Raw genomic sequence first — 12,842 nt, 5'->3', positions numbered from 1 at the left:
GAACGAGGCCCAACGGCACGGGAGTGCGATAGCCCGGTTCCGGGGCGACGAACGACACGGTGGCCCGCCACACATCGAGAAAGACCTCCTTGGGCATGTTCGCGAACGTCGCCTCGGACTCGGCGATCCCTTCCGGAGTCACGGCCGAAGCCCTCGCCATAAGCCCCGGCAGCCGCGAGGCGGGAATGAGGGCGAGCGCCGGAGCGGCGAGTTTCAGCGAAAACCGCTCCACCGCCGTGAGCGGACCGGTGTTCCACGCCGAGCCCACGACAACGAGACCGGACACGCGCGCGGGAAAACGACGGACAGTGAGTTCGTCGAAGACCCCGACGCCTGACTCCGGGCTTCTCAGTGTCCGCGGGCGATCCATTCGGCCAGGTGCGGAGCCTCGGTGCCGATGGTGGTGTGGTCGCCGTGTCCGGTGTGGACCTTCGTGTCCTCGGGCAAGACGAAGAGCCGTTCTCTGATCGAAGAGATGATCGTCGGAAAGTCGGAAAACGAGCGGCCTGTCGCACCGGGACCACCCGAAAAGAGCGTGTCGCCGGAAAACAGCGCCTTGGCCTCGGGCAAGTGCAGGCAGATCGAGCCGGGTGAGTGGCCCGGTGTGTGGATGACCTCGAGTTCCGTGCCCGCGACGGCGATCCGCGCCTTGTCCTCGGTAGGCCGGAACCGGCGGCCGGGGTGGGTCATCTCCCACAGCTTCTGATCTCCCGGATGCAACACGGCCGGGGCATGGAGGTTCTCACTCAGTCGCGGGGCGACGGTGACGTGGTCGTTGTGCCCGTGGGTGCACACGATGGCGACGACGTCGCGGCCGCCCACCGCCTCGGTGATGGTCTTCTCGTCGTGCGCGGCGTCCACGACCACGACCTCGTCGTCGTCCCCGACGAGCCAGACGTTGTTGTCGACGTCCCACGTTCCGCCGTCGAGTTCGAAGACTCCGGCGGTGACGACGCGTTCGATCCGCAGTTCGCCGCTCACAGGATCACCACCGAACGCAGCACCTCTCCGGCGTGCATGGCATCGAAGGCCTTCTCGACACCGTCCAAAGTGATCCGCTCGGTCACGAACCGCTCCAACGGCAATCGACCCTGCAGCTGGAGGTCGATCAGCATCGGGAAGTCCCGCTCCGGCAGGCAATCTCCGTACCAGGACGACTTCAACGACCCACCGCGGGAGAAGAAGTCGATCAGCGGCATCTCCAGGCGCATGTCCGGCGTCGGGACGCCGACCAGGACCACCGTGCCCGCCAGGTCACGCGCGTAGAAAGCCGTCTTCCACGTCTCCGGGCGGCCGACCGCGTCGATGACGACGTCCGCGCCGAAACCTCCGGTCAGCTCTTGGATCGCGGCCACCGTGTCGATGTCGGAGGCATTGACGGTGTGGGTCGCGCCGAGCTCACGGGCCCAGACGAGCTTCCGTTCGTCCCGGTCGACCGCGATGATCGTGCCCGCCCCGGCCAGCCGGGCCCCGACGATGGCGGCGTCACCCACTCCCCCGCAGCCGATCACCGCCACCGAGTCCCCGCGGCCGACACCGCCGGTGTTGACCGCGGCGCCAAGACCGGCCATCACGCCGCAGCCGAGCAGACCCGCGACGGCCGGGTCCGCTGCGGGATCGACCTTCGTGCACTGTCCGGCGTGGACGAGCGTCTTGTCCGCGAACGCCCCGATGCCCAGAGCCGGGGTCAGCTCGGTGCCGTCGGTCAGCGTCATCTTCTGCGTCGCGTTGAAAGTGTCGAAGCAGTATTGCGGCCGGCCACGCTTGCACGCCCGGCACTGTCCGCACACCGCACGCCAGTTGAGCACGACGAAATCCCCCGGCCGCACCGAATCCACGCCGGCGCCGACACTTTCCACGGTGCCCGCGGCCTCATGGCCGAGCAGGAACGGGAACTCGTCGTTGATGCCGCCATCGCGATAGGTCAGGTCGGTGTGACAGACCCCGCAGGCCGCGATCGAAACGACGACCTCGCCGGGGCCCGGGTCCGGGATCACGATGTCCGTCAGCTCCACCGGAGCGTTCCGGGAACGAGCGATCACTCCGCGCACCTGCTGGGGCATTCCTTGTTTCCTTCGCTGCTCGACGACACAGGCATGCGCACCAACGCATGCTTCTCGCAAGACTAAGCCGCCAAGTGCCTTCAGGCGACCTGGTCGTCAGTCGAGGAAATGCCCGCCTTTCGACCAGGGCGCCCGCGAGTTAGGCTGACCGGGTGTCGGACCCCGCCGATCTGACCGCCCTGCGCGAAGTCGTCGAAGGCCCGCTACGTGAGATCGCCGACCGGTTCTCGCGGTTACTCGCCGACAGCTGGCCACACCAGGCCCTCGCCATCTTCACCCGGGAGTGCACTGGCAGGCCTCGCAAGGTCACCGGAACCAAGGCGATCACCGACAAGGTCACCATCGTCGAACTGGAAGCGCTCAAGTCGGCCGTGCCGCCCGGCCACCAGTTGACCACGACGGCCACGTTCGGCGGCACCACCCGGACGGTCTGGGCACTGCAGGACTCGGTCGGCACCCTCCTCGTGCTCGTCCCCCGGTCGGCCCGGGCCCGATTCACCCAGCCGGTGCTGCTGGGAGAGCTTTTCGGCATCGTCGCGACGTCGATCAGTCAGCAAGTCAGCCAGGCCAGCCCCGATTACCTCGCCGAATCCCGCGCGGCTTCCAGTGAACGCGCTCGGACGATCGCCGAAATGGCCGCGGCACACGAAACCGCCCTCGCCACGATCCTCACCACGCTGCGGTCCACCCGGCTGGACGACCACCGCGCCCGCCTCGCCGCGACCGACTCCACCTCGGCCGCGCTCGTCGCCCTCCGATCGGCCCAGAAGACCGACCTCGCTCAATCCGTAGAACCCGTGCACACGGCGTTCGGCAGGCTGCGCCGGGAGATCCGGCAAATGCTGCGTCACCACGACGCGGAACTGGAATTCGTCGCCCCGGCGAAGAACGACCGGGCGATACCAGGCGAAATCGCCCACGCCGCCCGCGCGATGACCTGCACGGCGGTGCTGACCTTCACCAGCCAGCCCGACCTGAACCGGCTCCGGATCGCGTGGTCCAGCGACAGCACCGCGCTGCACGCCGACGTCCGCGATCAGGAGTCGGGCACCCTCGACGGCACCAGCCTGCGCCTGCAACTCGAGGGGCGCGCGAAAACCCTCGGCGCCACCATCGAGATCGATGCCGTTCCAGGCTGGGGTAGCCACGTGACGATCAGCCTTCCCTTCCAGCCACCGGCCGGCCGGACCGAGGAGGCACTGCCGACGACTCTCAACCGCCGCGAACTCGAAGTGCTGCGCCTGGTCGCCCAAGGGCGGCGCAACAAGGCCATCGCCGACGCACTCGGCATCACCGAAAGCACGGTCAAGTTCCATGTCACCGGTTTGCTGAAGAAGTTGGACGTCGCCTCGCGTGGCGAAGCCGCTGCCTTGGCTTTGAGCGCCGGGATAGTCGGATTGGCTTGATTCAGTGAGTCTTTCATCCTGGCCCGAAGGGAATTTCGACCACCCCTCCGGGCAAAGGACGAAAGCCTCACTTTCGCAGGATCACCGATTGGTTCCCGTCCACCGGAGTGGACTGGTACCCCCTTTCGTCGGATTGATCATCATGACCGTTCTTCCGATGTCGACTGCAGCCTTGACCGCATCACGAAGTGGCGTGTAGTCACGCACCTCGACAGGATCCTTCCTGGCGGAAAGGCGAGTCAAATCCTGTGGCTCGAACATCGAGCCAATCGTCCGGCCAATCCAGTTGTTGTGCAGGTCCATAAGCTTATGGCCCTCCGGGTTGCCCGCGTAGTCTTCGTGCGCGTCGGTTAACGCTTTAGCCTCTTCCGCTGCGACGTCCCCTACGTCGGGAAGCGGTGGGTGCATCAACTCGCCGACTACGACCGCGAACTCGGCATCTCCTACTGGACCAAGAACTACCGGACCGGGATCGAGCACGAAGACCCCGAAGCCTTGCAGCGCCGCTACCCGTACTACGACCCGATCTCGACACTGCCCGAAGCCGGCCAGCGCTGGCGGCGCGAGCAGCCGCGTACGTCCTGAACGGACGTGCTGAGCGAGCTGCCGAGACCCTCTCTGTGTCCGTCGCCTCCGACGGGCGCAGAGAGGGTCTCGACTGATCACTCCAATGACGTTCGCAGGCGCCTGGCGAGGCGATCAGCGTTCATCGAAACTTACCGCTCAGGTTCAGCATGGCGTGCTTTGTCCTGATGTTCGCGTGCATGGGCTAGGCGCCGCGCCTGTCCACTGGAGCCCACGCATGGGGTCGCCCGGGTCGATCAACATGACAGCATTGCCCGCGTAGATTGCCCCCTTGACCGCATTGACGATGGGCGTGAAGTCGTAGTAATAGCTGTAATTCTCTCCAGCGGATTCAATTTTTCTTATCTGATCGAGGCTGAACATACTGCCAATGGTCCGGCCTACCGCGTTGTTATACAGGTCCATCCATTGAAGATTGGCATTTTTCGGACTGCCGTTCCCGGCGTACATCTCATGGGCGTCAGTGAACTGCTTCGCCCTGTCCCCACCGAAGTGCACTGTCAGTAGGGCACTCCAGTACACATGTTGAAACGCGTTGCCGATCGTCCCGTCCGGCAGCGCGTCCTCGCCGCCATAGGAGCCGCCGAAGAGTTCGGCTGCGCGGGTTTGAGCCTCAACCTTGATCTGGGCAAACGTTATCTGGTCGGCACCGTCAAGGCCCCAAAATAGATCACTTTCCTTATGGCTCAACTCTATGGATTTTTTTCCGAGCCTAGGAATGCCGACTTCGTACTTGAATCTCGCGGGCCCACTGAACAACGGAAACTGCTTCTGCAGCATCGCCATGTCGTCGGTGCCAAGCGGCCCACTTCGGGGACTTTTTCCCGTGGGGTCGGTCAACTTCACCGGATTGCTGTGGGCATAGGTGTGGGTGGCCAAGTTGCGTGGGTTGGTGATGCCGCCCGCGAGGTTTGAATCGAGGTAGTCAGGCAGTGCTGGATCCGCACTGGCCCAGAGTTGCGTTCTCGGGTTGTAGTAGCGGGCGCCGTGGTAGTAAAGCCCGGTTTCTTCGTCGAGTTCCTTGCCGGTGAACTTGTACGGCGTACCGCTTTGGCCGGTTTGCTCCTCCACCCAAGTCTCACCAAAGGGCATGTACTCGAGGTGTTCCGTGACGTTGCCCTGCTTGTCGGTGACGTAGCCGGACGAGCCGAGATGGTCGGCGTGGAAGTAGGACTGGGCGTTTTCGGGGCCGGCGGCGACGGTCTTCGTGGTGAGGCGGCTGTCGCCGATGAAGATGTGCTTGAACCCGGTGCCGTTACGTTCGCTGTAGCCGCGGTTGGGGTAGAGCGACACGCCGTCGCCCCGTTTGACGACGCGCTCGCCGGCCGCGTCGTAGGTGTAGCCGACAGTGGGGTCGGCGCAACCCGCTGGTGTTTGAGGGACCGTCGCCGTGGCGGTGTCCTGGTTGCAGGCGAGCCGGTTCTCCTCGTCCCAAACGTACTGACGTCGTTTGCCCTCGGACTCGGTGTTCACCGTGTCGGTGAGGTTGCCGCTCGCGTCGTAGGCCTGGTCGGTCGGGCCGACCTTGCTCGGTGCGTGCGGTTTTCCGCTGCCGTAGTCGTACTTGTAGTCGTAGCTGGTCTTGTCCTGGACCCCGGCAGGGTTGGTCGGGTCCTCGACCGGCTCGATCGGTCCGACCGTCAGCGGGCCCAGCGACACCGGGCTCCCTCCGCCGCCACCGACCGGCGACACAGGACTAGGCCCGCGGTTCAGCGACGCCGCTTGAGTGGGCGTGCCGGTGATCTCGTGGTGCTGGGTTTTGGTGGTGGTGTTGTGGATGGAGTCGTAGCCCAGCGCCAGGGTGTACTTGTCCTGCTGGTTGCTCTTGGTCGTGTACTGGCCGCTGGCGGAGGTGAGCTGGTACAGGTCGTCGTAGCCGAAGGTCTGGCTGCTCGGACCACCGATCGTCGGGTTCTGTGCCGTGCTGTTGGTCAGCTTCGAGATATTGCCGACCTTGTCGTAGGTATAGCCGAGGTTCTGGAACTCGGTGGCACCCGGCGTCTTCGACTTCAGGGTGGCGAGCCTGCGGTCGGCCTGGTCGTAGGTGTAGGTGGTGCGCACCCCGTTACCGGCCTGCTGGAGCACCTTCTGGCCGAACTTGTCGTAGTCGAGGCGACCGAGGTAGATGTAGTCGGTGCCGTTCTTGGCCCCGGTGGCGCGGGTGACCTCGCCACCGCTGTCGTAGTCGTAGCGGAGGACCTCGCCGTCCGGGTAGGTCATCTGGAGGACGCGGTTGAACGCGTCGAAGCGCCATCCGGTGGTGTAACCGCGGTCCGCCTGCCCGGCGATCTTGATGGTGCGGGTTTCCCGGGTGGTCTCGCCCAACGGGCCATAACCGCGGGTGAGGGTCCCGGCCGCGTCGCGGATCTCGGTGATCCGCCCGGCGGCGTTGTCCGGTGCGCCGGGTGCGCCGTGGGTGTAGGTGACGTTGTTGGCCGGGAAGGTCGGGTAACGAACCGCGGTGAGGCGGCTGTGGTCGTAGTCGTACTCGACCTGCTTGCCGCTCGCGGTGATCTTCGCCGTCGGGTTGCCCGCCAGGTCGAAGCGGGTCTCGGTGCGGCCCGCGTCGGGGCTGTCGAGCGCAGTGCGGCGGCCGAGGGAGTCGTACTCGGAGCGGGTGGTGTTGTTCTTGTCGTCGACCACGGTGGTGATCTGCCCGAGCGCGTCGTGGCCGTAGCTGGTCCAGATCACCGGCTGTCCACCTGCCGGGTTGAACTCCTTGACCGCGGTGGTCTTCTCCCGCAGGTCGGTGTAGCTGCGTTTCTGTTTGCCGTTGCCGTCGGTCGCGATGGTTTCGAACCGGGCGACACCGGCGCGGTCGGGGCCGAAACCATAGGCCATGGCGGTCGTGACCTCGTCCGGTGCGACCGTCTTGACCGGCCGGTCCAGCACGTCGAACCAGGCCCGGGTGGGCGCCACGGTGTCGAAGGCGGCATTGAACGTGGTGTTGCCGTCGCCCTTGGGCTCCGTCACGGGGTGGTACGTCTCCACCACGCGGCCGAGGAAGTCGAACTTCGTCCGCCCGGACACCGTCATGACCTGTTCGGGGGTGTCACCGGGATTGTTCGCGACCGACGCGTCCTTCTTCGTCTGCAGGACGCGCTTGAGACCGTCGGTGAAGGTGACGGTGTCGATGGTGTCCTCGCGGACTCCGGTGGCATCACGGTCGAGGTGACGCGTGGTGGCATAGGGAACGGTGGCTTCGGGGTGGTAGTCGAAGTCGATCGTGGCTTTGCCCGATCCGATCTCGTACGGCCCCGTGACCGTGTCCAACCGGCCCACGCTGTCGTAGGAGCGCAGCACCTGCTGGCCGTTCTGGTCGGTGGTGCGGTCCGGTTGCCCGTACTTCAGGTTGTGTGTCGCGCCCGACCGCAGCCCGAAGTTGTCGGTGATGGATTCGATGTGGACGCCGACGACGGTGTCGTAGCCGTAGTCCAGCCGGGACCGCTGACCGGTCTGGTTGGCGGGCTTGGTGACCGATTTCAGGTTCCCGTCCGGGAAATACTCCAGGTCGATGTCGGCCGAGGTGGTGTCGGTGAGGTACGCACGGACTTGCCGGACCGTGCCGGTCACACAGTCCACTGTGGATTCGCTGTGCCGCGACACGGCGCCGCCGTTGGTGCCGCGCTGTTTGTGCAGGTTGGCGGTTCCGACGAGGTTGCGCGACCGGCAGGCCGGGTCGGACGCGGTGTAGCCGTAGGTGGTCTCGACGTCGTCGGCGGTGCCCTCGTCGGCTGCGTCGAACGTGCGGATCAGGTTGCCGAAGTCGTCATACGACATTTCGGTGTAGGTGGACTTGCCAGGTATCTCGGCACCTTCGTAGAAGCGCTTGTCCACCCGGGACAAACCTACGAACACGCTGCCCGGCGCGGTGTCGCGTGTCTGATAGGTGTTGACGGTTTCGGTGAAGGGCCGTCCCGCACCGTCGGAGGAGAGGGTGCGGGCCAGCAACCCGCGGGTATACGGACCATCGGTGCGGTATTCGTCGGTGGTCGAGCGATAGAGGGCATCGGCGGCACCGGGGTCGCGCTGTTCGGTGACGACCTTGCCGAAGCCGTGGAACTCGCGTTCGAGCCGGTCGTACTTCCCCTGTTCGTAGCGATAGGTGGCGAGCTGGGTGTCGGCACCATCGCCGCGATGGCCGTCGGACACGCTGGTGCGGGACAGCACCCAGTGGGACTCGGGCATCGCCTGAGTGTTACCGGTACGGGTGTAGTCCAGATCGATCTTCCCGCCCAACGGCCGCGTCACCGCGCGGAGCAGGTTCGTACGGCCGGTTTTGTTGACCGCGACCAGCAGTTCGTTGTCGCGGGTGGATTTGACGTGGTCGGCCAGGCCGTCGCCGTTGATGTCACGCAGGCCGAGCTCGGCGCGGCCGATGCCGGTGGAGACGTTGGCACCGGGGTTGAACACGAACGTCCCGACCGGGGTGGGGATGGGGAACGTGAAGTAGACGCCCGCACCGAGCGTGGCGTTCTTGTCCACGGCGATGTCGGCGAAGCTGCCGCGGAACGGAGTGGGCGCGGTGAAACCGGTGCCGGTGTTGATGGCCACCTTGATCGGATTGGCGCCATCGGTGAAGACGCGGTCGGTGAGACCGTCGCCGTTGACGTCGAGCATGCTCGCGTTGGTGATCGAAGTGCCCAGTTCGGCGGACAGTCCCCCGGCGAAGCCGTAGTTGTCGACGTTGAAACCGAGGTTGACGCCGAGGTTGCGAGTTGACGCGTCGTTGATCGGCCCCGCCGACCAGGGTTCCTTGGCGGCGAAGCTGTAGCCGAGGTTGAGTTGGGCGTCGCCGTTGGCGAAGACCTTGTCCGGTAGACCGTCGCCGTTGATGTCGACGAGGTCGACGCGGGTGTCGGACTCGCCGCCGCCGACGCTGCCGCCGATCCCGAGTGCCGGTTGGACCGGGCCGGAGGTGGCGGTGTTGTTGCTGCTCCCGGCCTCCGGAGCGGCCAGGCCCTGTGCGCTGGCAAGGGTGGCCGACTCACTGCCTGAGGAGAAGGACACGTTGCCGGACAAGGTGTCGGACTCGCGGACGTTGCCGCCGAGTGTGCCGCGTCGAGCGCCGAGCCCGCCGTTGGCATCGGTGAACTGGATCTCCTTGGCGCCGACGACATCGGGAAAGCGGTCGCCGTTGAGGTCGACGTAGTCGACGGAACCCGCGGTGATCCCACCGACGACAGTGCCCCCGAACGGACCGGCGGACAGCGTGCCGGACACCTGACCGGTCACGCCGCGACGCATCACCGTGCGGTCACCGGCGACATCGGCGTCGGTGACCACGTCGATGGTGTCCGCGCCGAGCCGGGAACTGGTCGCCATGGTGCCGGTGAACCAGGACGACTCGTCCTGCGCGGCCCAGCCGCCCTTGGCCGGGTTCGGCGCGAAGATCGCCAGCCGGGGCATGGCGATCCGGGGGTTCGCGGCGAACCCCGGGATATCGGCTTCCTTCGGTTCCTTGGGAAGGGCGTTCTTGAAGCTCTGGTCGATCGCGAGTTCGGCCTGCTTGATGGGCTGGGTGGCCCGGTCGCGGTTGGCCTGGTAGCCGATCACACCCCAGCCGCGATAGGGCTGCGGGAACGCACCCTGCTGGGCGGAGCCGTGTGCCGCGCTCGGCGCCGGGCTGAACGTCGGCCACGGGGACGAGAGGTCGTAGGTGACCTTCGCGGACTGTTCGGCGACCAAGCCGAACAGGTTGGAATCCGTGGTGGAGTGGTCGAAATACAGCTCGTCGCCTTGGGTGACCGGGACGACCACGTCCAGATCCTGGCCGGGCGAGCCGTACTGCCCGTTGACGATGTCGACGACCCGCTTGCCCAGCAGCTGCCCGCCGCGTTTCTTGATGGTGAACGCGATCTTGGTCGCCCCGGTCAGGCCGAAGTTGAGCCTCACGTTCGGCCGGACCCGCAGCTTGCCGGTCTTGGTCACCTTGTAGGTCTGCTGCGGCGCCGCGAGGGTGTCGGCGGGGTACATGTCCACGTCGAACGGCGGGCTGATCACCAGGGACGGCTGGCCCTTGTCGTCGACCAGCGACTCCACGCCCGGCGCCTCCGTGTAGTGCGCCTTCGGTACCCAGGACACCGCGGACACGTCGATCGAGGAGTCGGTCTTGATGTGCCATGACATCTTCTCGAACTGGCTGACCGGGAGGCTCATGTCGATCTTGGTGGTCCCGGTCGAGTCAGCGGGCAGAACCTTGCGATACACCTCCGCCGGAGCGTGCACCCCGTTGCCCTTCGTGATCACGACGGTCACGTCGTCCGAGGTCGCCTTGCTCTTGACCACGTCACCGGTCAGCTGAAGCTTGCCGGTCACCGGCACCATCACCTGCGACGAGCGGCCGCCGAGCGTGAAGTCGGCCGACGCACGGAACACCGTGTTCGCCAGCCCGTTCACGTCCGTGCCGGCCGCCAGGTCGGTGTAGCTGATCGCCGGATCCCACGCCACCGTGTCGTACTTCCCGTCCAGAATGGACTGTGTGCGGAAGTAGAGCGCCTCGCCCTTCTTCACCGCGATGGCCGACACATTGGCCGGGGTGAACTCGGTGTGGTCGTCCGGGCCGATTCGTTGCGCCCAGAGTTCGGTGTCCTTGGCCTGAATGGTGACCCGCACACCGTCGGCTTTGGTGTACGCGGCGCGCGCAGGCGAGGGGTCCGCGGTCAGTTGCACGCGGCCGTCGACGCGGACGGTGCCGTCGAACGGCGCGACCCAGCGGCGCACCGAGTCCAACAGCGGGGAGTTGTCGACCTGCTGGTTGAACTGCGCGGTCTGGTCACCGACGATCTCGCCGGTCACCTCGCCCCCGCCGACCGGCACCGGGGTGCGGGTGGAATCCGCGCTGTAGGCGGGCTGCCCGTTGGCGTCCAGGTAGCCGAACAGCACGCCGCCGTTGTTGACCAGGTCGGTGATGCCGTCGCCGTTGACGTCGCTGAAGAACCGATCCGACGTGGTCGTGGTCCCCACGAAGTCCAGCTGCGCGGCGATAGCGACGACGAACGCCTCGACACCGATCGTGCCCGACAGCGTCCGCTCGGTCGAGATCCCGGGGAGGTCGCGCAACCTGGTCGGCGTGTCACCGAACTTCGGCTCACCCCCCGGTGAGCTCAGATTGGGGCGGTAATACACGTCGTTGTTCTTGCGGAAGACCTTGTCCGGCAGGTTGTCGCCGTTCACGTCCACCAGCGCCGACAGGCCGTCGGACTGGCCGGCGTTGAACCCGACCTTCAGCCCGACGCCACCCTGCTTGACCGGCAGCCCCTGCACGTTGTAGCCGGCGAACAGGTGCGCACCGAACCCGACGGAGGTGTTCGCCGAGATCGCACTCGCCTCACCTTCACGGATGTTCACGCCCAGATCGTCGTCCGGGACCGACCAACCGGCGGCGTCGGCGAACCCGGTGTAGTTGCCCGCCTGGTCACGCACCTCGTCGAAATAGTCGAACGAGTGGGTGTTGAACAGCTTGTTGTCCTCGCCGAACTGAGACACCGACGCCAGCAACGTCTTCGCGAACGCGCCTGCCCGGTAGTTCAGCTCGTAGGCCCGGATCAGCTGGTCGTCCAGTTTGACCTCCACCCGCCGCAGCAGGTCCGCGGTCACCTTCTTGAACCCGCCACGAGCGTCGATCTGCACATCGCCGCGGCGCGGCTCACCCCGGTCGCGGTCCCGCAGGAACGTCACCGAGTATTTGCCCTCGGTCGCACCGTGGCCGGTGTAGGTGATCCGCCGCGGATACAGGTTGCTGCCCGGCACCGTCGACTTCGCGGTGCCGCCGTCTTCCACCCGGGCGTAGTGATAGCGCAGCACGTTGTCGTTGGTGTCACGGACTTCGCGCGCCGCCCACGTCGCCACCCGACCCGAGGCATCGGTCAACATGGTGTTCTCCGCACCGCCGAACACCGTGCGGGTGCCCGACTTGTCAGTGACCTCCCACCAGTAGTTCGCGGGCTTGTCCCCGTGGCGCACGATCCGATCGAACCGGCTCTCCACCCTCGCGTGGAACACCTTCTCCGCCGTCCGGGCCTGCAACGCACCTCGATGGGCCACCGGCGTCAACTGCTCACCGCCCAGCACATAGGTCTCGGTCTCCAGCCCGGCGTCAAAGCGCGGCACCCCCCAACGGGTGTCCACCGAGATGGACGGCACGGAGACGTCCCACCCGACGCCCAACCAGCCGTTCGCACCTCCGGAGCTGTACGACACCGCCAGTTTCGGCTCGAGGCCCGCTCTCCCCTTGGGTACCTCCAGCGGATACGACATCCGGGCATCGCCCATGGAGTTCGCCGTCGGTGGCCCGATCAGGTTCACCCCGGCCCCCGGATCGGCCGCCTTGATGTCCTTGATCTGATTCGGATCGAACGCCGTTCCCTCCGGATGCTCGGGAGCCGCCACCGCCCCGTCCGCACCCGAAGCCAGCCCCGCCTCACGCACCGAGGCAGGCGGGCCCGCACTCGGGACGGCCATCGCCACCAACGCCAGTAACAGAACGACCACCACGGCCTTGTGGCGATGACGAACCGGACGAGCCCACGCGAAGGCAGACATGCCCCCGACCCCCTCTGGATCAATGGATTCGACTATCTGGTCCCGGCGGCGAGCGACATTTTTTGTCGCGCGCGGGATCGAACGGTGACGCGTCTGACGAAGACATTCGATCGAATAGTCGAAACGAACTAGTGCGTTCGGGCGAACTTCCCCCGCCGGGATCAGCGCATAATCCCTGCAAAAGACGAGACTTCGATCTCCGGTGACGCTATCGACGGCTCATGAAATTTCGATGAAACGCCCG

The 12,842-nt window shown here is 66.0% G+C and carries 5 protein-coding genes and 2 pseudogenes; 2 read left to right on the top strand and 5 right to left on the bottom strand.

The features are described from left to right. The 3 genes and pseudogenes from ACLJPX_RS19240 to ACLJPX_RS19230 all read right to left on the bottom strand — a co-directional run. Positions 1 to 286, bottom strand: a pseudogene (locus tag ACLJPX_RS19240) (alpha/beta hydrolase); the annotation flags it as partial. A gap of 62 nt (positions 287 to 348) precedes the next feature. Further along, the gene (locus ACLJPX_RS19235; protein ID WP_410601318.1) at positions 349 to 981 is read right to left on the bottom strand and encodes an MBL fold metallo-hydrolase; all 633 of its coding nucleotides are present in this window, start codon (positions 979 to 981) and stop codon (positions 349 to 351) included. Next, the gene (locus ACLJPX_RS19230; RefSeq protein WP_410601317.1) at positions 978 to 2,063 is read right to left on the bottom strand and encodes an S-(hydroxymethyl)mycothiol dehydrogenase; all 1,086 of its coding nucleotides are present in this window, start codon (positions 2,061 to 2,063) and stop codon (positions 978 to 980) included. The genes ACLJPX_RS19235 and ACLJPX_RS19230 overlap by 4 nt, the downstream gene beginning before the upstream one ends. 152 nt (positions 2,064 to 2,215) lie before the next feature. On the opposite strand from ACLJPX_RS19230, the gene ACLJPX_RS19225 reads away from it, so the two are divergent. Next, the gene (locus ACLJPX_RS19225; protein WP_410601316.1) at positions 2,216 to 3,469 is read left to right on the top strand and encodes a LuxR C-terminal-related transcriptional regulator; all 1,254 of its coding nucleotides are present in this window, start codon (positions 2,216 to 2,218) and stop codon (positions 3,467 to 3,469) included. A gap of 81 nt (positions 3,470 to 3,550) precedes the next feature. On the opposite strand, the gene ACLJPX_RS19220 is transcribed toward ACLJPX_RS19225, so the two are convergent. Continuing rightward, entirely contained in the window at positions 3,551 to 3,877 is a 327-nt protein-coding gene (locus ACLJPX_RS19220) for a DUF6973 domain-containing protein (protein WP_410601315.1), read from the bottom strand. Between ACLJPX_RS19220 and ACLJPX_RS19215 the strand changes: the two are divergent. Continuing rightward, positions 3,842 to 4,054 (top strand): annotated as a pseudogene (locus tag ACLJPX_RS19215) (lysine 2,3-aminomutase); the annotation flags it as partial. The gene ACLJPX_RS19220 and the pseudogene ACLJPX_RS19215 overlap by 36 nt on opposite strands. A gap of 144 nt (positions 4,055 to 4,198) precedes the next feature. Here the strand turns inward: ACLJPX_RS19215 and ACLJPX_RS19210 are convergent. Beyond that, positions 4,199 to 12,598, bottom strand: coding sequence for a SpvB/TcaC N-terminal domain-containing protein (locus ACLJPX_RS19210; RefSeq protein ID WP_410601314.1), 8,400 nt, complete (start codon positions 12,596 to 12,598; stop codon positions 4,199 to 4,201). Between the last annotated feature and the right edge of the window lie 244 nt (positions 12,599 to 12,842).

The sequence above is a fragment of the Amycolatopsis sp. lyj-90 genome, assembly GCF_046549035.1.
GTDB lineage: Bacteria > Actinomycetota > Actinomycetes > Mycobacteriales > Pseudonocardiaceae > Amycolatopsis.
The sequence above is the reverse complement of the archived record's forward strand: the minus strand, read 5'-3'. Positions and strand labels throughout refer to the sequence as shown.

Bases quoted from the DNA above. Each gene is read 5' to 3' on its own strand.
- ACLJPX_RS19230 (WP_410601317.1), bottom strand. From the start codon at position 2,063: ATGCCCCAGCAGGTGCGCGGAGTGATCGCTCGTTCCCGGAACGCTCCG.
- ACLJPX_RS19220 (WP_410601315.1), bottom strand. From the start codon at position 3,877: ATGCACCCACCGCTTCCCGACGTAGGGGACGTCGCAGCGGAAGAGGCT.
- ACLJPX_RS19210 (WP_410601314.1), bottom strand. From the start codon at position 12,598: ATGTCTGCCTTCGCGTGGGCTCGTCCGGTTCGTCATCGCCACAAGGCC.